Source organism: Paenibacillus sp. P4_A9, from assembly GCF_056402415.1.
On the sequence record NZ_JBFUHL010000056.1, the window covers coordinates 1 to 20606 of the forward strand.

Sequence of the window (20606 nt, forward strand, 5' to 3'; positions counted from 1 at the left end):
GCGTTTATTAGGAGGTCTTGAACTTGAAAGTTGTTCTCGGTATTCTCATGTTTGTTTTGTTCGCGTTGGTAACATTCTTTGGATTAGGCCCCGTTTTGTTTGCTGATGGTAGTACCCAAGAACGCATGATTACTCTTACAATTGTCTTACTCATCTATGTCGCATTAACGGCAATTACCTATCTCATGTTCCGTAAAAAATAATGAAATCAATCCTCGAACAGCAAAAGCCTGATTGCTCAGGCTCTTTCAACCACTTCCCTTCTGCATGCGGACGTTCGTTTACAGCTCGATGATCTTGGTTGCAACCTGATTGCAAAAATTCCTGTCATGCTCCACAAAGAAAAGGGTMGGTGCGAATTCAAGCAGTAAATCTTCGATCTGCATGCGTGAAATAATGTCAATGAAGTTAAGCGGTTCGTCCCAGATGTGCAAATGTGCTTTCTCGCTCAAACTTTTGGCAATTAACACTTTCTTCTTCTGGCCGCCGCTAAAAGCAGAAATATCCTTCTCGAATTGAACTCTGGCGAAGTCGAGCTTTCTCAAAATCGCTTTAAAAAGACTTTCATCAATCCCATTGTTCTTCGCATAGTCCGTTAAATTGCCCTGCAAATGCGATGTATCCTGTGAAACATACGAGATTCGAAGCTGACTTCCCATTCTGAAAGTCCCTGTATATTTGATGTTCTGACCACAAAGTAACTTGATAATACTTGATTTGCCAGAGCCATTTTTACCTGAAAGCGCAATTCGCTCACCTTGTTCAATCGTAAAACTGACATCCTGGCAAACCATCTTCTCACCATAATAAATCGAAACATGATCAAGCTCAGCAAGTTGGTTTTTGTGATAAGCGAGTTGAGTAATCTTCAAGTCTTCTGAGCTTTCAATATTTTTAAGAAGCTTCGACCTTTCATCAATTGCCGATTGTTGCCGTTGCTCAATGGATTTAGATCGTTTCATCATTTTAGCAGCCTTGTGACCAATATAACCTTTATCTACCTTGGAACCCGAATTTCTTGTGCCGTTTTTCGTTTTCTCGACTTCATGTGACCAGTTACTCGTTCGTTTAGCTGAATCGGACAAGCGTTTAATGTCCTTCCTCAGCTTTTCGTTTTCTGCGAGCTCGAAGTGATCTTGCCTCTGCTTATTTTCCCACCAATCGGTGAAATGACCTCTTTGAATTTCGATATTGGTCTTATTTATGGAAAGAATATGATCAACGCAATTATCAAGAAACGATCTGTCGTGAGACACGAGAATGAAACCGCTCTTGGTATTGAGATAATCACTGACCAGTTTCCGCGCCTGCATGTCAAGATGATTGGTGGGTTCATCAATTAGTAGAAAGCTATTCGCCTTCAGAAATAAAGCAGCCAACAACACCTTCGTTTGCTCTCCGTTGGATAATGAATCAAAGGACCGATATAGAACATCCTCAGAAACCTTAAGCAGTGAAAGCTCACGCAATAACTCCCAGTGTTGATAATCCGGCAAAATATCGTTGATAATATCAAGCGTATTATTTTCTTTATTTTCAACTTGAAAAGGGAAATATTCAAAGCTGACACTCGCAGAAATATGTCCGCTATATTCGTATTTACCAAGAAGTAAACTGAGAAAAGTTGTCTTCCCTCTCCCGTTTCTACCCGTAAACCCCAATCTCCAATCGGTATCGATTTGAAAATTGACGTTTTCAAATATATTATCGTAGCTGCCATCGTAGGCAAACGTTAGGTTTGTAACATTGATTAATGACATGAATGGATCCTCCTGTACACTGCATGATGCATGAGCTCATCATATCATAATAGGATTTACCATTTCGAAGGAAAGGATAGCTATAGATAAACTCTCCTGCTCATACAAGTGAGTCTTCTACAAATTGTTTTCCATGACGCATACATTTGTTTACATTCCGTTTAAATAAGTACGTTATAATCCCTTTATCAATTGTTATCTAGGAGGAATTACATTGGATTCTGTACAACGCAAAGAAATAGCGCAAACGCATGGCAATTGGGCCGTCGAAGCGCATGGACTCGTGAAATCTTTTGGGGAAAATCGTGCGGTAGATGGCGTGAATTTGAATGTAAAAGCGGGGACGATTTACGGTGTGCTAGGTCCGAATGGGGCTGGTAAAACCACCACCATTAATATGCTGGCAACCTTGCTTAGACCTGATGCGGGTTCGGCGAAAATCTTCGGATACGATGTCGTGAAGGAGTCGCAGATCGTACGTCAATTGATCGGGGTAACCGGTCAATATGCATCAGTCGATGAGTCGCTCAGCGCTATGGAGAACTTAATAATTTTCTCACGGCTACTCGGTCTGGGGCGTAAAGAAGCGCGTAAAAAGTCAGAGGAATTGCTTGAGGAATTTGGTTTGACGGAAGCTGCAAAGCGCCCATTGAAGAATTTCTCAGGCGGAATGCGTCGCCGATTGGATCTCGCCGCGAGTCTTATCGCGCAGCCTCCACTCATCTTCTTGGATGAACCTACAACCGGGTTGGACCCGCGTACGCGTTCACAAATGTGGGACACGATTCGGCGTTTGGTGGACACAGGCTCAACGATCGTACTAACAACACAGTACTTGGAAGAGGCAGATCAACTGGCTGACCGAATCGCGGTCATTGATCGTGGTCGCGTCGTTGCAGAAGGTACGGTTGATGAACTGAAAGCATCTGTCGGTACCTCCTCGTTGCAACTAAGTGTCCATAATCCACTGGATATCGAGCAAGCCCGTAGAACCGTCGAGCAGGTACTCAAGGTGCCATCGACCGTGGTGGCTGGTAAGATTTCAGCTCCGATGGCGAATGCCGATCGTGTTACTGACCTACTCATCTCACTTCGCGAAGCTGGAATTCACTTAGCCGAGTTGAGTGTGCAGAAGCCGACATTGGATGAAGTATTTCTAACCATAACGGGTCATGGTGTTACGGATCCCGATACAGAAACGTCTAGTGCAACAAGTAACAAACAGGAGGCAAGAGTATGAGTACATCCATTAAAATTAAACCCGTTTCCGAGCGTCATCTAAAAAACCATACCAGCTTCCGTCAGTCCATACGCAATTCCTTGACAATGGCCTATCGCGGCCTACTGAAGATCCGCCGAACGCCGGAACAATTGTTTGATGTCACGCTTCAACCGATTATCTTCACCCTGATGTTTACCTATATCTTTGGCGGAGCCATCTCCGGTGACGTTGTGAGCTATTTGCCTGTCATTATTCCCGGAATTCTCGTACAAACCGTGATCACTACATCCATCGTCACTGGCGTCCAGCTTCGAGAGGACATGGATAAAGGTGTATTCGACCGATTCAAATCGCTGCCCATCGCGCGAATAGCACCTCTTGCGGGAGCCTTATTGGCGGATACCATCCGGTATACCATTGCGACCGTACTTACCTTTTCCATGGGATTCATCATGGGCTACCGTCCTGAAGGCGGATTAGCCAATGTTGCGATCGCCGCGCTGCTTGTCATTTTCTGCTCATGGGCAATCAGCTGGATTTTCGCTTTCTTCGGTGTCATTGCACGCACAGCGTCAAGTGTTCAGGGGATCTCGATGTTAGTTCTATTTCCACTTACTTTCCTATCCAACGCGTTCGTTCCGGTCGACACCATGCCTAACTGGCTACAGTGGTTCGTTAAACTCAATCCGATTTCCCATCTTGTCTCAGCAGTCCGAGAGCTTGCTAATCAAGGTACTGTTGGTTGGGATCTCACGATTTCACTCTTGGGGGCTGCTGTTATTGTGGCGATTTTTGCGCCAATCACGGTTATTGCCTATATGCGCCGGACTTAACCATCGAACAAATAGAAATAAGCCGCCTTTTTGGCGGCCTTTTCTCATTTATGTACGTGTTCACTCATTTTACATAAATAATAACTTTTCCCACGTGATGTCCTTCGCCAAAATACCAGTTTCCCCCCTAATCCAGCCGATATAACTATATTTGCTCCAATCAATCCCTCAGTTCTTCACTTCGCTTCTTTTTTCGCCACATCACCCATGCAAGTATCCCGAGTGAAATTATTGCTCCTGCTAAACCAAGTCCCATGTCCTTATGAGAGTCGAAGACATCCCCCTGCATGCCGACATACTCCTCCCCATATTTCTCAACCACAATGGCTGCACCCATTTCTATGATTTCGAAACTGGCACTACAGCTGACAACGACTGCCACTGTAAGGGCATATGACCAAAAGCCGCGCTTTACGGCCACCCGAGTAAGCAATTCTCGGAATGGATATGCCCAGAACAGACCGAATGCGAAGTGAACAACCCGATCGTAGTATTTTCTCTGGGTATGAAACGTAGCTTTCAGCCACGTATCGAAAGGTGTACCTTGGTAGGTGTAATGAGCTCCGTACGTGTGTAAGAGTAGAAATATAAATATGAACAAATACGATAAATTAGAGAATTTGAAAACTTTATAAGTAAAAGCAAGAACAATGACGACGGCAACGGGAAGCAAGCTCTCCATAAGCCACTGTATTCGCTCCGTTGGTGAAATAGCCGTGTATACCCAGTAAACGGTGAAAATAACAATCATCAAGTGAAGCAGCCAATTCCGAGAAAAGGGGATATCGTGTTTCGTTAGCATGTTGTTGTCCGACCTTCATCTTTTAATAATGTAAGCACTCTTAGTGTTGACAAAGATGAATGCAATATACGCATTATTTGACAGTCGGAAAGCCTTCTTTATTAGAAAAATGAACTTGCTACGCTTTCTTTTTCAACATCAAGGATTCGACTTGCCCATCTTTGGTCGTTGCGTTGATATACAATTCATAGTCACCAGCTTGGTAAAACAAGCCCCAAACACCATCTTCACCATTTATCTCACTCTTAGGGTTGCCAAGAGCCTTCTTGATTTCAGGCAAAGTGTAGTCCACCGATTCTCCGAGTATTCGAATGGCACCAATACGATTATCTGGCGGCCAGAAATACATTTGAACATGATGCCATCGCTGAAATTCAACTTGCCTAGACCCGATTTCATGAGGTTTCCCCCATTTTGCAATCACCTCGTTCTGCGAGGCACCGATGCCAAATTCAATTCCCCTTATTTTCCCCATAGCAGCTAGCTCCATAAATTTCGGATCCAGTACAATTTTGTCATTCAAATGGGCGATCGTACTTTCATCACCAGGCACCGGTTCTTTACCATCCACTAGCGGGAAATTGGCGTACGTATTCTGAAAAGTTACATCCCTGATACCCTGATTCTGTATTTCCAACAACAAGTAATCGTTGATAAGATCCTTATTGCTATTCGCGGCATATTGATAAGACTGATAGGCAATAAATGCTTCACCTGCTGAAATCATCACATCTTCCAATTCCACAGAATCAGAAAGCGACGAGGATGATTTGATCAAAGCATACGTTCGATCACCGAATGTCTTAAATTCCTTTTTCCACTCAGGCAACTTCATGAAAGCTTGGGCCCATTCTTTCACATCCCCTGGAGCTTGATCAAGAGGAATCGATTTAAAGATTTCATAAATCTGATCTCCTTGCGGCTCATAATTCATAAATCCACTCACAAGCCATATCCCATCATGCAAATAATCCTTTTTCAAATAGACCATGTAAGCCCGTTGATCGTTGGTTGTAATCAGCAAGGAACGGGGATTTACTGGCTTTCCGATCGTTTGAAAAGTAGCGAGTTCTTTGTTTAAACGTGATCGAACGAACTTCTGTAAAACTTTGCTATATACTTTATTTTCCGGATCGGCCTGAAGCACCTTCAGTTGCTCTTCCGTATATTCGAACCCTTCCCCACTGTCATGAACCCTTGCTAAAATGCGGAGTAACGTATCCCTATCCTGTATCACCGGGCTTTGCGCAGCAGGAATAGGGGTAGCTTTGTTGTCCGCAGTAGCGTGTGGACTCGGAGCAACCGTTTCGGAAGCTTCTGTCGGTGTTTTGTGACTCGTTATTGAATAACCCAAACCAAGTCCAACGACCAACGCAGAAATGATCATAATTACATATTTGATTGGCATCCTTTTGCCCGTCCTCTCTCCACGATCACATACTCTCGTTTGGGTCCGGATTTTGAAGATAAATGATTGTCTGTTCCGACGATCCTACAATCTCTGCTTGCTTTGGCAGTACAACGCTCTTCTCAAACCGCGGCTTTCGAATACTAAATAAATAAGTCCCTGTGAAATCATGCATCACATAGTTGTCTTTTCCGACCCACCATGCAACATCAATAGAATGCTCTGTGTCAAAAAGCTTATTACTTTGATCATTTTCGAAATCGTAACGAAACCACTCGGGATTATTGGAATCCCCCTTTTGATAAATGACTTCACCGTCTTGTAAAAAGCGCAGCCCATTCGTTATCGTAAATTCCTTTAAATCGGTTATTATTAAATCTTTCCAATCCAGTTTTTGCAGTTTATAGTCCCAATGACTTCCATCCGCCACGACGAAACTATTAGCATAAAAAATATGCTTTCCGTTAAATTGAAAAGCAAATGAACTATTGCCTCTCTTTGAAACCTGCTCGACCTTTCGCGGTAACTTGTCATTAACGTCGTTAAATACATACAGATCGACATTCCCAATGTCCATAGCAGTTCCAAGATGATGGAATAGGCTAACGACGAATCTACCTGTTTCAAGATCTAACTCCATCCCATCAATGTTATAGAAAATTGTACGATCATCTTTGTAGGGTGAAGTCCAAATAACGGTTGTTTGTTGAGTGGCAGGGATATAGCGCAAGATTGAATCTCCTGAAGCATATACAAAAGATTGCCCGTCTGCCAGCCAATGTGGGTATCTCGCTTGCCCAAAATGCTTGATGACGTCCCCATGTGCACCCAGCAGAGTTACATTCGGTATAGAAAATTCACCTTGAAAATCATCCTGCAATTCTTTAGCTAAATAATATTTCCCATCCGATGATACATCTAAGGTTTGGTATCTTGGCAGCTTTTGAAATAAAATACCAACTTTGCCTGATTGCATATCGATTGTTTCATATTTCATCATCTCCGTAATTACACCATGAAGTGAGCCATTTCCATTCATCACAACATAACCATCCGTGTTTTTGACACCCTGAAAATTAATGAGAAATTTTTTGTACATATCCTGAGGATGGGTACGCAATGTTATTGTCAAATCTTGATTACTCTCCCAGACCGTGGACCAATCCAATTGTTGAAATTGATTGTGCAACGCATTTATTGCGTCTTCCCTATTCACATCAAGCGAAAAATGAACCTGAAACGTATATGTTCGATTTGGTGCAACTCGATAATAAGTGCCTGAATTCATCGCATAATAATCCRCTTCTTTATCATCGGGACTGTTAATTTGATAAGTGAAAGGCCGCGTATATTCAAAAGAAAATTCCTTCGAAGATAAACCGTCTAATGAATGAAATTGAACGATCAAATCAGCTTGTGGTACATGATTTAATTGGATGGATATGCCCTGACTGCGAGTCTCTTCAAAAGCAATAACCGTGAATGGTATGGGCTTTTGATCAACTTTCGTTTTTACGACGATGTCATTTTTAAGCTTCTTGATCTCCTCTTGCGATAAAAGAGGATCGTGGCGATAAAAAAATTCCAGCAACACATTAGCGTTATTATAAAACATTCGATCAGTCGGCTTATACATACGTTGCATGCCATCTTCCATCGTACTAATACCAATCTCATTGGAATTACTCAATCCTAAGAACCATTCTTCATTCGTCGTTAAAGTACTCGTAGGACTAACACTACTTATCGGTGGTGTAGTTGATTCAATTAAATCTGAATTAGTATTCGGTTTTAGTCCGATAAATACAACAATCAGTATACATATGCTTACTAAGGAACCAATAAGCCACCTTCTCATTTCATCCCTCCAGCTCACACTATATTAATTAGACGAAGGAGATGTGGGATTGTTCTGTCTTAAAATGAATAATTGGAAATTTWTCGAGCCTATTTTTCCAGCTTACATAATTCCTTCTAATATGCCTCAAAATAGCCAGGAGGTGTCCAAATGTCAAAAATAAGAAAAAGCTATTTCCTCCTTACTTCAGTGTTATTGGCTATCACTATTTTCCAAATAAATACCCATGCGGAGGAATCTGTGAACCTCCCTTTAAACAATGGTGAAGAACTGAAAAACGAAACAGAAGAATTCGAAAAACGAATTAAAAGTCTTGAACCTCCGAAACCCATACATATGGATGAACTACCGTTTCAAACTAGTCTCAAGAAATTATATCCTTCACAAACGGTTACAATTAGCAATGTAATTGATAAAGGCAGAAAAATTCCATTTTCGGTCATCAAAAACTCGCCTGATTACATCAGACCCGTTTATGAAGAGCATTGGCATAGTACTTACTGGGGAGGCAGATGGAGTTACGTTCCTTCGCGCATTTATTACGCCTCACATCGCATGTTTACCAATTATGATATTGGGCTCTCTGGTTGGATGAATTTCGAAAAAGACATGGGTTTTTCCATTGAAATGTTTCAAAATGAGACTGCACTAGACATGTATATCGTGGTTTTCCAAACGGAGGTTATTGCTGTATATACAACAGGAAATCAAGTAATTGTCGTCGGTAACCCCAAGCGAAATGGCGTAGAAGTGATTACGATAAAAACGGGAGATCTCCGCCCTGCAAATACCAAAGAATTGCTGCTAGTTCAATTAGCAACCCCTTCAGGTCATGAACTTGATTATTCACTTATTAATTATGTGCCTCCTGATTTTTGGTTAAAGCAAAAAGCAAAGCATAAATAATCAGAATCAAAACACTAAAAAGGCGCTTATATAAGCGCCTGCCGCGTTACGATCAATGTTACGATCGATTAGTCTGAACTTGCTTTTTCAAAAGCATGATTTGCCCGATATGATAAGCATTATGGATACATAAATTGGATATCACACCCCACCACTGAGCATTGAAGTAGCTCGGTATTCTTTTGTCAAGTTTAGCATCGTCACAGTTCATAATAGCCTCTCGCCACTGTACAAATCCATCGCTTAGCCTCTGAATGGTTTCCTGCCAACTACCCTCATCCTGATTCAAAATGTCTAGCTCAAAAGTTGCATTATTCGCAATCTCTTCTCTTCCATTGATCTCATCGTTTATAAATCGTTGTAACCACATTACATTCCAAAAAATAAGATGGTTTGTAATCTCCCAAATGGAATGTGGATTGCCCGCTAATTTCAAAGCAGCATCATTTCCGGATAACTCATTTAATATTGTATTAGATGATTTGAACCAACTTTCATCATCATGACATGCTGCTAATTGATCGAGTAACACGCTCTTTATACTAGTCAGTAAGACCGCCTCCAAAGTAAAATGGTGGTGTTGTATTTCAATTTTCCAATTTTTACACTAATAAAATATGCGCTTTTTAAAGTGAAATATGTTTTAATTAAAGAGTTATCGTAATTTGGGATTGAAAGGAGCGAAACAAAGTGGAAATTAAATCGTTTTTATACCCCAAAGAGAAAGTATCGTTTTTGACGACAACTGCTTCAATGAAAGAAGCCTTGGAGCGGCTGGAAGCCTGCCATTATACAGCGATTCCGATTATCGATGAGGATGGGAAATACGTCGGCACCTTATCCGAAGGAGATTTGTTATGGAAACTGAAGTCCACTCCGGGCCTGACTTTCGTTAACATGGACGAAATTTCTGTAACCAGCATCCGCAAACGGATTTATAACGAGTGCGTCGCAATCGATGCACACATGGAAGATATGCTGGCCCTCGCCGCTGACCAGAACTTTGTTCCAGTTGTCGACAGTMAGCGCGTATTCCTCGGTATCATTCGACGCAAGGACATTATTGCATATTACACGAGAAATATTACGGATTAAACGGTGACATAGAAAGCAGTAGGAATTGGGACCAAATGCCCCATTCCTACTGCTTTTGTTCATCCATCTCACACAATTTGGAAGATAGAACATTCTTTTATGTAGTGAACAGGAATCTCTGGGTACATGCTGGTAAGCTTTTTAGCCAGAAATTTCATACCCGGCTCTTCACTTTCCGCATGTCCAAGGACGATTAGCGCCTTGTGTCTTCCTTGAAATACAGCATCCCTTACATACTCAGGCGTTTCCCATTCCGGACCTTCCCCGTATATGATTAGATCCAGCTGCTCACTTTCAAATAAGGGCAGCGTATTCTGAGCACCGCCTCTGTATCCTGCAAGCAAGCCGATTCTCGAACACTTCATCTCAAGATCACCGTGTACTCTTACATAAGGAATTCCGAGTTGTTTCTTCACATGTTCCGCGATTCCGCTTACTGTTTCCGTTGGCGTTTGCAGGATCGAGGACGCTGCATGATGCTCTTGAACGTAAGGCATCCATTCGAGCTCCTGAATCAGACCTTCGATGACACCATCCGGCTTATAGCGATGCCAGTAATCGTGGAACCGGAATAACGCTATGCCCGATGCTTCCAGCAGTTCTCTCTTTTCCTCAAAGACCGGATCATCTTTTAGTTTAGCCCTATCATCATGATGCGAAAAGAATGGCCCTTCATGCGCAACAATTAGATTCGCTCCACGCTGTATGGCTTGCTCGATGACAAATTGCGTTGGCATGAATGCGGTCACAATCCCAGTCACCTCGGTGTCCGGATTACCGAACGTCAGCGTATCGACAGTTTGCTCGAGCCTTCCTACCGGATTAATTAACGCCTCGATTACCGCTTTAATATTTACACTCATTAGTAGCCCCTCATGTCACTATTGTACTTACGTCATACTGACAATTATAACACCAATGATCGGGTCTTTTACTATTAGACGAAAATCGACCTCTCATTGATATGATTGATCATAACATGAAGCGTGGTCGATAAATCAATTTCATAATGCGACTTTAACTTCTCGCCTCGTTCGTTTTTAAGCACTCTGACGACAGGTCKAGATGGAATATAAARGTTTTGTCGACATACAACGCCAGTTTCTCCCGTGCTTAACTTTACCCCTTGTCCCACAGGGAAAATGGCGACTTTATTTCGAAATTGCATCACTTTTTTGATATCAAATAAACTTCCGGCATTCGCATATAAAATTTCCAATGCGTAATGTGGAGCTATGGATTTCCGGTAGGCTCTAGGATGGGTCATGGCGTCATACGAATCAAGTATCCCGATCCAACGCGCAAATTCATGAATCTGCGTACCTTTGAGATTATAAGGATAACCGCTACCATCCATACGCTCATGATGCTGCAGCGCACATATTGCAGTCAGGGAAGGAATACCAATATCCTCTTTGAGCATGTTGAATCCTAATTCTGTATGTTTCTGAATTTCTAGATATTCGCTCAAAGACAAATTTGCACTACTTAACAGCAACTTTGATGGGATCTGAATATTACCCACATCGTGAAGCAGCGCTCCAAGTCCAAACTCAGTTAACTCCTTTTGTGAATACCCATGAAGCAAACCAAGCTTAGTTGCATAGACACACACATTGATCGCATTTTGGCTAAAATGCTGTTCCAACGTAGTTGCAGGAACCATATTTAATGTGGTGATTGAGACAAGATTTTGACTCCCCTTCTTCATATCTTCAATCACTCTAGATATTGCTTCGAATAGCAATCGCGTTATTTCTGTCGTATTAGTCGATCCTCCCAATGTTGAGGTTGCGCTGAATTTTGTGAAAATCTTAGACAACGCCATTCTCAGTAATGCGCGGGTTTCTTCTTGGATCGACTCTTCTATTGGAATGTCATCGGTTTCCCGATCTTCAATATACAAGAAGTCAAGCCCCATTTGAACTAACTTTTTAATCATAAATTGTGTAAGTTCTACTCGATGTCCAAGCATAACTCGTCCATGTTCGGACAAAACGGCTCTTCCAATCCGCATGCCCGGTTGGCATAGGGCCGTAGGAACTATAATCATGAACACTACCTCCGCCAAAAGATACATTTTTGTCTGTATTCTTTTTAAGTATACGGAGCGAGAAACGAAAATACTGTCGAACACTGAATGTTATGAAAAAAATATTCTAAAAATCGCTTATTTCTTAAAACTATATTTCTACAGCTATTTGACGAGGTATGAATATCAGTTTTTAATTTTCCGCTTTCCCCAAGGCTTAAACACAGAAAGCAAATACATAGCAATTAATGAGATGATCTGGAGTCCTATGCCTATGAATAAAGATATCGTGTTAACCACGTATGCCCCTTGATTCGCACCTTCTACCCCCACATCTGTCAGCAAAGAAATGCCTTGCAGTGTCCATATGTACATGCCAATCGGTCCTAAGATAACCGCAACTAAAGTAAGTACTTCTTTGGCTATTATCCAGTAGTATTTCACCAAACCCCAGTGAGTCCATAGGGATAGAAGAATCCCTGTCACAATTGTTCCAATAACCGAGGCTCGTACAGAGGTTTCGGATAATACATGCATGGCCTTATAACACGAAAGCACTAATCCTGAATCCTTGGTGCTCACAGCCGTTATGCTCAATATGAGAAACGTCACACTAGTACCCAGCATAATGGCTGCGAAAAGGATATGTAAGCTCAATAGCCACTTTTTCTGTATCATGTTTATGGTTTTCATTGTTCCATTATCTCCCTTGATATCTTCTTACCTCTAAGATAATCAATTGAAATTAACTGCTTCTAAAGCAACTATTAAATATTCATAAACTGAGCTAGTTTTTCCCGTTAGCGTTGAGAAGGATCGGCAAGATTAAATTTGGAATTGTATAGTTTATTTTGCTTAAGAAAAGCTTTCAAACTGCTGCTTTTAAAATGAACAGCAATAACCTCATGTTCTTTCGTAAAAATGAGTAGCGTTGGAAAATAGGTTTTGGATGAACTTATAAACATCACTACTTCTGTAACAGTTCCAGTTATCCATTCCGTATTGATCTTGTACGGAGGTGTAAGAGGAATCTTAATGGCGATCCCTTCGCTTGGTTCGATAGCAAATGATACTACGGTACCATTTACAGCATTTAGCCATTCCCTAATCTGCTCCTGCAAGGAGTTGGAATTGGGAATTGTCAGTATGATTTCGCCTTTATTAATATCGAAAACTTCGGCACCATCTGATGCTTCTACAGCTTGAGTAAACAAGTGACTACATACAACTACAAGAAAGAACACGCGCTTCAACCTTTTCAACGCTATAATCAACCTCCATTTGAAGGTAATATTCCCCAATTGACTTCTATTTTCTCAAAAATTCCCAACTCCATTCTACTTCAGGCTTCCCCACAAGGATTCGAATACATCAACATCTAGTTTAAAGAATACATTGGCAGGCGTATATCTGACATAACCTCCCTTGTGCAAATCTAGACGAACTTCAGTTTGATCCTTGAGTTTAAGGAACATGAACTTTTGATTTTGACCTCCATTCTTATAAATCCCTTCGTTATATAGCTTTTCCCACTCGATCGGGGTTGCAGCGTTCAAGCTTTGCAAGAATTCCTGAAGAGGTGCGTCCGAAGGAAGCCTTTGATATTTCTTTGTGCTGTTGTTCCAACTCTCAAAGTCCACCCAGCTCGCAGATTGCACATTTCCCATCATTTTAAGCATATTGAATAAATCTGCTCCGCTAGAAATTGTAATCCCATTCAAACACTCATAGAATTCCGACCAAATCTGACCATCAGCAATCTGGTAGGTCATTATACGAAAATCACTGTCATACCCCTTGACCGTGTAGACATCCTGTTCTCCAATCGAAGAGGCTAACTCCTGTGCATACTCTTTTTGACTGCTCCATTCGTCAATATTTCCTTTGGTTCGGCCAATTTTCTCTCCCATCAAAGATTTAGCAAATTCCGGAAGGATGTGAGTTGATGTTTGGGTATAAATTCTACCTTGGTAGACGATTAATCCAACCATGTCCATCATGGCATTAGATTTCTTAGGCAGTTCAATCTTTGGGATGACAACGGATCCCGTAACAGACGTTTGGGCTGTTGGTTCGGAAACAAACGGACTTCGTTCGTCTTTAAGATCAGAAATAGCGAACAACCAGACACATGCAACAACGACAAAACCCGCGGCTACCGGAATAATGACTTTTCGATGGAGTCCAAATACATGTGACCGTCCATGTTCAGTCAATTTCTGAGCCAACCGTTGTTCGAAATGTTCATCCGGTTTCATTTTTCCGAACGCATTCTTATACAGTTTCTTAGTCATTTATTCCTCCTCCAATTCGATTCTCAACATGTCGCGGCCTCGCTGTAACCGCATTTTAACAGCAGATTCACTGATTTGAAGCGCTTCAGCAATTTGTTTAACTGCATAATCTTCATAGTAAAATAAATGTATCACGGCTTTATACTTAAAAGGCAAACGAAGTACATCCTCCACGAGTTCCATTTCCGATGTGGTGTTGGTGTACAACTCGATCTCCTCCATGTGTACCACACGTTTTCTCCACAAACTTCGGGTCATGTTTTTACAAATATTGATGAGAACACGGATCACCCATGCTTTCTCATGCTCGGTATCTACAAATGCCGGTGCTTTATACATCAACTTGATGAAAGCTTCCTGAACAGCCTCTTCAGCGTCATTTTTATTACCTAAGTGAACCATCGCAATTTTATAAAGCATGCTTCCGTACATCTTATACTTGCTGTTAAAGTCTTCGATTGGAAGCGATCGGGTTTGCATCAGTCAGTAAACCCTCCTTTCACTACTAACACAACGAAGTAAGTCAATTCGTCACATCCTTATTATGGATAAATAAAACATAAAGAAAACGGGTGCCCCCCATACATTGGAGGAGCACCCTTTATAATCGTATTGTGGCTTGATATAGAGATATAGAAGAAATGGCGTCGCTCACATGCTTCGTGTCTGGATCAGGTAAGCAGCTGAATCAGCGCTTCTTTCACTGTCGACTCGACAGCACTGTCGAAGCTCGCAGCCATTGCAAAGTAAAAAGTCGAATCGTGCGTCTCATATCCACCTTCTACTAGCTGATAAGCTTTGGGGATGTAGCCGAACATGCCATTCGTATACCCAATCGGCAGCACGCTTCCTTCTGTTATTCGCTTGATAAAAAGTCCGTACTCAACCACGACTTCGGCATTCATACCGATAAGTGAAAGACCCACTGCAAGCTTCAGCACGGTTAGCTCAAGCGGTATGCTAGAAGACAAGCTGTCCCATCGGTCCAGCATGAGGCTGCTCCACTCGCCAAGCACACCTGGCGTCATGGCTGTAATCTCAAGCTGCCGTCGCTCTGGCAGCGATAATAGCGGTAATGCAATCACTGTTTTATTCCATTGCACATGGCAAGGCGCTAAATAGCAAAGTGGTTTATGAAGTGTTTCTATCACGCAATTAGCGAAAGCTTTACCGATTTGCATGACAACCTCATTATCCCCCCGTATGACCTGCGTTCTGTCACCAGGATTAATGTCACCGCATGTTCCCTGCAGGAAGGCAGCTATTGCGCCATCACCCGCGGCTTGCTCCACGATCTCCATGGCAACACCCACATATTCTGAAGACACGAAATTATCCCGTGTTATGACAGGGTGACATGCATAATGAACAAGTAGTCCCTTCGTGCTCCCGTCCCCTTTCACAAAACGAACGACACTTAGCTCATGATCAACGGGGCCCGTCTCCGGTGGCGACTTCGTAACGCCCCGCCGATTAATCCCAAGCGGAGAGGTCCCGATGCCTTGTTCGATCCGAACAGGCTCGACTTGAAGTAATGCCTCTTCTACCCCTTCTATAACGAGACTCTCCATCATGTCTACGTAGCGTTCGTCCATAACACCTAGGTACGAAGTGAACAAGCTGCTCGTTTGYGGACCGGAATGCGAATGGGTTCCATGCAGGAGAATTGCATCCTCCGATATGCCAACTCTTTCATGAATACGCCGCTTGAGTGCAGGTACGCGATCGCTCCCCCACCACAGCAAATCCGCAGAAATCAGTACGGCCTTTTCTTCCCCCGACCCTTCCCCATTCCTGTCTTCCCCACTTGTTACAAAGACGAAAATACGTGCAAACAATCGATGCGAGATCCCATCAAAAGCGCCAAGCTCACTTCGAACAGCAAACCCTGCGAGCGGGACAGGAAAATCAGGTGTAATATCTATTTTACTTACCCCTAGTTGAAATGTCGGCTTCGGTACCATAGACACCATTCCCCTGAGAATGTAATTTATAAAAAATAAGGACTTAATACGATGCTATTACTTTTCGGATGGCCGCTGCAATGTCATGCATAGCCTGCTCATCGGCGAGCAGTACATTCTGTCCAAGCCATAAGACCTCTTTATCACTAAGCCGTTCGCTGATTGGACAAGCATACGATCTGTCTTCCCCTATCAATTCTCGCGTAGCTTTCATAATCGCTTCATTTCGGTTTAGCGGTACATAGCCGAAGTTAATAGGAATACCTTCCGCATTCACTTTACGAATGAAATCTGTCTTCTCAATCCGATCTGTAACCTCAGATGCAAGACGGAACATATATAAGTGATGAGCATGTCTTGTGATGCGTGGATCTGCTTTTACCACAGTAATACCGTCAATTTGGTTCAACAGTTCTGTGAGCAGCACCGCATTCGTTTCTCTACGCTGCATCTGCGCTTCCAAACGGCTCATTTGTGCAAGGACGATAGCCGCCTGCAGCTCAGTCATTCGGTAATTCTGCCCGATGCGATCATGCTGATACCATGCGCCAGTTCGCGAACGGCCGACATTGCATAAGGACCATGCGATGTCCGCCAGCTCCTCATTATTGGTAAGAATGATGCCCCCTTCACCGCTGTTCAGGTTTTTGCTTGATTGCAGGCTGAATGTTCCGAAATCGCCGATAGCACCAACGCTTCGCCCTTCCCAGCTCGCACCTACAGCTTGAGCCGCATCCTCGATCACTCGAAGCTTATGAGCCGCAGCCACTTCGTTGATCCGAATCATGTTCGCCGGAGCACCAGCGATGTGAACGGGGATAACAGCCTTCGTTCTTGAGGTGATTGCAGCAGCAATCTTCTCTGGATCGAGCAGCAGGGTATCCTCTTCAATATCTACAAAGACAGGAATAGCGCCATATGCAAGTGCCGCTGCTGCCGTCGCGATGAAAGTGTACGGAGGTACGATGACCTCATCGCCTGATTTAACTCCAGCCGCTTGCAGGGCAACTGTAATGGCTACGGTGCCATTCACGACGCTGATTGCGTGTGCCGCATCATGCAGCTCCGCGAATCGACGTTCCATCTCAGGGAGCTTCGGTGTATACTCCGGTGAAAGAACGGTACCCGTACCACCCCATTTGCCAGAACGAATGACGTCGAGAATGAGCTTCTCTTCTAATTCGCCGAATATCGGCCAAGCAGGGAATCCGTCCGTCCTAACAGGTGTACCGCCATCCGTCGCTAGTGCCAGCTTCTCCATGTTCTCACCTCATCCTTTATGAAACTTCAACATTTACATTCATTACGATTTTACGGCATGGGATTCCGAATTGCTTTTCATGTCCACCATCAGGAAGGAATGCTTCAGAACTCAGAAGTGGTACCCAAATGACAAGTCCCGCAACCGCCCCGTCAGACTGCAGCTCTACATTTCCGTCTTCCTCACATGCGGTAATCCGAACCGATCTGCGTAATCGCGTCCAATCTTGAATTTGCTTCGATTTCCAGAACGTGAAGCCCATCTCTCTTGCTTTTGCAACGAGCATTCGAATCGCATCCCTTACTTCTTCACGTGTATAAATATGCACCTGATGGAACAGAAAATGCGCAACACCGTTCACTGCTAATGCTTGCTGCAAAAACGGTTCAATTACCGTATTGTCAGCCAGATGCCCMAGATCTAGATCTTGAGTTTGAAACCCAACCTCTAGTACATCATAGAAGCGATTCTTCTCGTCAAATAAGGCGATAGKAAAATAAGGATGACAGGTACCGAATAAGAAGCCAACATTCCCCTTTTTGCTAGGGCCTCTCGTTTGATCGCTCGAAATCCCGTTCCGTTCAAGCCATTGAAACAGCTCGCCCCAGCCTTCCACACGTGTGTAATGATTTTTATTCGTCGTCATCTGTTCCATGCCTGTCGCGTGCTTCACCCAGCTAAATTGACGGTTAAACTCCTCTTCGTCCCATTTGCCATTGTCCTTTTCCAACGAATTATAGTGGAAGGCGAGCTCATGACCTGCTTGCTTCACCTCTTCATAAATATGAGAACTGTAGCCAGGTTCAATCATGCACCAGGTTGTCTGAATTTGGCATTCATCAAGCAGCTTAAGCGTCGCAAGAGCATGTTCATCCTGATTCAAATCACTGTCATGAGAAATAGTCGCGATTTGGCTGATTCCCTCTGGCCAATACCCGGTAAACGGCAGCGTCATATCCTTATCAAGCGCACATTGCAGTACATGCCGCAGCAGTGCCTCTCTCCAGTAATCCGCATAAGGCCACGGGAAGTAAGGGATACCTGTTTCCGTATGCACGCGGTCCAATTTCCAATCCATGGCGATGCGATCATCTGCTTTTAAAATATCCTCATTGACGTTTGCGCTCCCATCGTCAGCTGGTACGCCATCATCCAGAACAGGTCCCGTGCCTTGCTGCATGTGCACAATGGTTAACGGGATATTGACTGTCCAGCGATGAATGCTTCCTAAGCCAACATCAAACGATTGAAGCGCTGGGCCTATTGCAGGACCATCAGGTCGCCCCAGCTTAATTGTCCCCGCAGGGCGATAAGTGCAGTGTACAGCTGCTTCCAGTGTCGTATCACCAGCTTCTATCCAAGGGTTGGCGGATAAAAACCGCAGCGCGCCTGGCTGTCCAGAGCGAGTCGGCACTATTTCTGCGTAGCCGGGGCCTGTTTCCCCAGACTGGATATACCCAAATTGGATGGCTAAAGCATTGATACCCCCATATGAAATTATGGTGCCGCCTTGCTCTGCATACGACCACAATATGGATGCTTTCGAACCATTTTCTTGGGAACAAGCAACAATGAGAATATCGAATTCTTGCAAACTAACCGCATCAAGCTTGGATACAGATCGATACGATATGCCGACATGCTGCAATATTTCTTCTACATATTTCTCAAATACATTAAGACCATATTTCCATTTGCGTGCTGCCATCTCGCTTTCAACGAGCACACCGACTTTGGCCATCTTCATATCTATTCCTCCATCCGCTGTCGGCTACACGACTTCCAAGCCAGACTCCCTGTAATGAGCCGCCACTTTCCGAATACCTGCAATTATGTCATCGATATCTTGTTCACTATAAAATTCATTGACAGTCACTCGAATCGCATGCTTCAAAATGTGTTCGGCTGTAGGGCAGAGCCCTTCACCATATTCGATATCTGTTAGATCAAATGGATAATGACTGCCTGTATACGCTTCCCTATTTAGAAATAAAGGCTGCATATACACAGGGCGAGGGATATAGCCAGCAGAGCATTCAATGCCTTCAGCTTGAAGCGCCTCGGCGAACTCATCTCGCGAACACGTGAGTAAGTCAGACTCGATCGTAAACATGTAGAACCAATACGTGCATCGACCATCAGTCGTCACCTGATGTGGAATGATTCCCGGCAAGTCCTGAATGCCGGACGTAATAGCGTCACCGTACAGGTTACGCCTATCACAGATCCATGCTAATTTGGATAGCTGTGCGATGCCAACAGCACCTTGAAGCTCCGTCATCCGGTAATTCGGGGCTAGTAAGCGCATCTCTCGCGAAACTTGATTACCGAATCGGCTGTAATTTTTGTCAGCAAATGCATGCGTCCTTTGATAATCCGCCTCTTCAGACGAATTTACGACGACAATGCCTCCATCTCCCGTCGAAATGTGCTTATAGTCATTGGTGCTGAAGCAGCCATAGTCTCCGATTGTTCCAACCAAACGTCCTCTATAGGAAGTCATATAGCTCTGCGCACAGTCTTCAATGACAATCAATCCGTACTCTCGAGCTACTTCCTTGATCGGATCCATGTCAGCGGGATTGCCCGCTAAATGCACGACGATGATCGCTTTCGTTCTCGGTGTTATGCGTGCTCTGATTGTTTCCGCCGTCATGTTGTACGTATGTGGATCCAAATCAGCGAATATTGGAATTGCATTCTGATACAAAATGCCGATGATCGAGCCCGCATCCGTGATCGGGCTTGTAATTACTTCATCTCCAGCGCTAATACCTGCCGAACAGATCGCAACATGAAGAGCCCCCGTGCCCGATGAGGTGGCGACACTATGTTTTACTCCATAAAGTACATTAAACCGTTCAAGAAACTGCTTTACCTTACGACCGGAATGATAAAAAAGTGTATTTTGTTCAAGCGCTTCGACAAGCTCTTTGACCTCTTCCTCTCCGAATCGCTTACCGGTTCCATAAGGAGTCGTTTTGATTTTAKATCCACCGAGAATGGCTAACTGTTCTATGCTCATGCCAAACCCTCTCTCGTGTTTAAATAGGATTGAATTTGTTTATTTCAATAGGAATAATCACATATAAATTCACACAACGCCMCCTGTGCTTCACCATGACAACACGGGAGGCGTGTGCGAACACCAAACACAACCGATTACGGAAT

20 protein-coding genes are annotated in these 20606 nt (G+C 43.5%); 5 read left to right on the plus strand and 15 right to left on the minus strand.

What is annotated here, in order from left to right; all coding sequences use genetic code 11:
• The first annotated feature begins 23 nt into the window (after window positions 1-23).
• Window positions 24-203 (plus strand): DUF6954 family protein, encoded by a 180-nt coding sequence (locus AC1DVJ_RS24585; protein ID WP_477594305.1) that lies wholly within the window; start codon window positions 24-26, stop codon window positions 201-203.
• A gap of 78 nt (window positions 204-281) precedes the next feature.
• On the opposite strand, the gene AC1DVJ_RS24590 is transcribed toward AC1DVJ_RS24585, so the two are convergent.
• Window positions 282-1760 carry an Lsa family ABC-F type ribosomal protection protein gene (locus AC1DVJ_RS24590; protein ID WP_477594307.1) on the minus strand — a complete coding sequence of 493 codons (1479 nt, stop codon included), beginning with the start codon at window positions 1758-1760 and terminating at the stop codon, window positions 282-284.
• 214 nt (window positions 1761-1974) lie between these two features.
• On the opposite strand from AC1DVJ_RS24590, the gene AC1DVJ_RS24595 reads away from it, so the two are divergent.
• Together AC1DVJ_RS24595 and AC1DVJ_RS24600 are read left to right on the plus strand one after the other, a co-directional pair.
• Window positions 1975-3000 (plus strand): ATP-binding cassette domain-containing protein, encoded by a 1026-nt coding sequence (locus tag AC1DVJ_RS24595; RefSeq protein WP_477594309.1) that lies wholly within the window; start codon window positions 1975-1977, stop codon window positions 2998-3000.
• The gene (locus AC1DVJ_RS24600; protein ID WP_477594311.1) at window positions 2997-3815 is read left to right on the plus strand and encodes an ABC transporter permease; all 819 of its coding nucleotides are present in this window, start codon (window positions 2997-2999) and stop codon (window positions 3813-3815) included. The genes AC1DVJ_RS24595 and AC1DVJ_RS24600 overlap by 4 nt, the downstream gene beginning before the upstream one ends.
• 160 nt (window positions 3816-3975) lie before the next feature.
• Here the strand turns inward: AC1DVJ_RS24600 and AC1DVJ_RS24605 are convergent, their stop codons facing one another.
• The 3 genes from AC1DVJ_RS24605 to AC1DVJ_RS24615 form a co-directional block, all read right to left on the minus strand.
• Window positions 3976-4617, minus strand: coding sequence for a DUF2238 domain-containing protein (locus AC1DVJ_RS24605; protein WP_477594313.1), 642 nt, complete (start codon window positions 4615-4617; stop codon window positions 3976-3978).
• Between the two features lie 118 nt (window positions 4618-4735).
• The gene (locus AC1DVJ_RS24610) at window positions 4736-6025 is read right to left on the minus strand and encodes a DUF4309 domain-containing protein (protein ID WP_477594315.1); all 1290 of its coding nucleotides are present in this window, start codon (window positions 6023-6025) and stop codon (window positions 4736-4738) included.
• Window positions 6026-6050: 25 nt separating this feature from the next.
• Window positions 6051-7883 carry a hypothetical protein gene (locus AC1DVJ_RS24615; RefSeq protein ID WP_477594317.1) on the minus strand — a complete coding sequence of 611 codons (1833 nt, stop codon included), beginning with the start codon at window positions 7881-7883 and terminating at the stop codon, window positions 6051-6053.
• Between the two features lie 150 nt (window positions 7884-8033).
• Between AC1DVJ_RS24615 and AC1DVJ_RS24620 the strand changes: the two genes are divergently transcribed.
• Window positions 8034-8789, plus strand: a complete 756-nt coding sequence (locus AC1DVJ_RS24620) for a hypothetical protein (RefSeq protein ID WP_477594319.1) — start codon at window positions 8034-8036, stop codon at window positions 8787-8789.
• Window positions 8790-8847: 58 nt separating this feature from the next.
• On the opposite strand, the gene AC1DVJ_RS24625 is transcribed toward AC1DVJ_RS24620, so the two are convergent.
• Window positions 8848-9321 (minus strand): DinB family protein, encoded by a 474-nt coding sequence (locus AC1DVJ_RS24625; RefSeq protein ID WP_477594321.1) that lies wholly within the window; start codon window positions 9319-9321, stop codon window positions 8848-8850.
• Between the two features lie 158 nt (window positions 9322-9479).
• On the opposite strand from AC1DVJ_RS24625, the gene AC1DVJ_RS24630 reads away from it, so the two are divergent.
• Window positions 9480-9884, plus strand: a complete 405-nt coding sequence (locus AC1DVJ_RS24630; RefSeq protein WP_477594323.1) for a CBS domain-containing protein — start codon at window positions 9480-9482, stop codon at window positions 9882-9884.
• Between the two features lie 68 nt (window positions 9885-9952).
• Here the strand turns inward: AC1DVJ_RS24630 and AC1DVJ_RS24635 are convergent, their stop codons facing one another.
• The 10 genes from AC1DVJ_RS24635 to AC1DVJ_RS24680 form a co-directional block, all read right to left on the minus strand.
• On the minus strand, window positions 9953-10747 hold the full coding sequence (locus AC1DVJ_RS24635; RefSeq protein WP_477594325.1) for a Nif3-like dinuclear metal center hexameric protein: 795 nt from the start codon (window positions 10745-10747) through the stop codon (window positions 9953-9955).
• Between the two features lie 74 nt (window positions 10748-10821).
• Window positions 10822-11937: an HD-GYP domain-containing protein gene (locus tag AC1DVJ_RS24640; RefSeq protein WP_477594327.1), complete on the minus strand. Its 1116-nt coding sequence runs from the start codon at window positions 11935-11937 to the stop codon at window positions 10822-10824.
• Between the two features lie 165 nt (window positions 11938-12102).
• Window positions 12103-12594, minus strand: coding sequence for a hypothetical protein (locus tag AC1DVJ_RS24645; RefSeq protein ID WP_477594329.1), 492 nt, complete (start codon window positions 12592-12594; stop codon window positions 12103-12105).
• A gap of 122 nt (window positions 12595-12716) precedes the next feature.
• Entirely contained in the window at window positions 12717-13130 is a 414-nt protein-coding gene (locus AC1DVJ_RS24650; RefSeq protein ID WP_477594331.1) for a hypothetical protein, read from the minus strand.
• A gap of 123 nt (window positions 13131-13253) precedes the next feature.
• Complete coding sequence (locus AC1DVJ_RS24655) at window positions 13254-14210, minus strand: hypothetical protein (protein WP_477594333.1); 957 nt, start codon at window positions 14208-14210, stop codon at window positions 13254-13256.
• On the minus strand, window positions 14211-14690 hold the full coding sequence (locus tag AC1DVJ_RS24660) for an RNA polymerase sigma factor (RefSeq protein WP_477594335.1): 480 nt from the start codon (window positions 14688-14690) through the stop codon (window positions 14211-14213).
• Window positions 14691-14881: 191 nt separating this feature from the next.
• A complete protein-coding gene (locus tag AC1DVJ_RS24665; protein WP_477594337.1) occupies window positions 14882-16174 on the minus strand; it encodes a neutral/alkaline non-lysosomal ceramidase N-terminal domain-containing protein in 1293 nt (430 codons plus the stop codon).
• Between the two features lie 43 nt (window positions 16175-16217).
• Entirely contained in the window at window positions 16218-17435 is a 1218-nt protein-coding gene (locus AC1DVJ_RS24670) for a DegT/DnrJ/EryC1/StrS family aminotransferase (RefSeq protein ID WP_477594339.1), read from the minus strand.
• Between the two features lie 16 nt (window positions 17436-17451).
• Window positions 17452-19182, minus strand: coding sequence for a polysaccharide deacetylase family protein (locus tag AC1DVJ_RS24675; protein ID WP_477594342.1), 1731 nt, complete (start codon window positions 19180-19182; stop codon window positions 17452-17454).
• A 24-nt stretch (window positions 19183-19206) separates the two neighbouring features.
• The gene (locus tag AC1DVJ_RS24680; RefSeq protein WP_477594344.1) at window positions 19207-20460 is read right to left on the minus strand and encodes a DegT/DnrJ/EryC1/StrS family aminotransferase; all 1254 of its coding nucleotides are present in this window, start codon (window positions 20458-20460) and stop codon (window positions 19207-19209) included.
• Window positions 20461-20606 lie beyond the last annotated feature (146 nt).

What these genes read in the sequence shown, in the direction of transcription:
- AC1DVJ_RS24600 (WP_477594311.1), top strand. Translation starts at nt 2,997, where the DNA reads ATGAGTACATCCATTAAAATTAAACCCGTTTCCGAGCGTCATCTAAAA.
- AC1DVJ_RS24605 (WP_477594313.1), bottom strand. Translation starts at nt 4,617, where the DNA reads ATGCTAACGAAACACGATATCCCCTTTTCTCGGAATTGGCTGCTTCAC.
- AC1DVJ_RS24610 (WP_477594315.1), bottom strand. Translation starts at nt 6,025, where the DNA reads ATGCCAATCAAATATGTAATTATGATCATTTCTGCGTTGGTCGTTGGA.
- AC1DVJ_RS24620 (WP_477594319.1), top strand. Translation starts at nt 8,034, where the DNA reads ATGTCAAAAATAAGAAAAAGCTATTTCCTCCTTACTTCAGTGTTATTG.
- AC1DVJ_RS24635 (WP_477594325.1), bottom strand. Translation starts at nt 10,747, where the DNA reads ATGAGTGTAAATATTAAAGCGGTAATCGAGGCGTTAATTAATCCGGTA.
- AC1DVJ_RS24645 (WP_477594329.1), bottom strand. Translation starts at nt 12,594, where the DNA reads ATGATACAGAAAAAGTGGCTATTGAGCTTACATATCCTTTTCGCAGCC.
- AC1DVJ_RS24655 (WP_477594333.1), bottom strand. Translation starts at nt 14,210, where the DNA reads ATGACTAAGAAACTGTATAAGAATGCGTTCGGAAAAATGAAACCGGAT.
- AC1DVJ_RS24660 (WP_477594335.1), bottom strand. Translation starts at nt 14,690, where the DNA reads ATGCAAACCCGATCGCTTCCAATCGAAGACTTTAACAGCAAGTATAAG.
- AC1DVJ_RS24670 (WP_477594339.1), bottom strand. Translation starts at nt 17,435, where the DNA reads ATGGAGAAGCTGGCACTAGCGACGGATGGCGGTACACCTGTTAGGACG.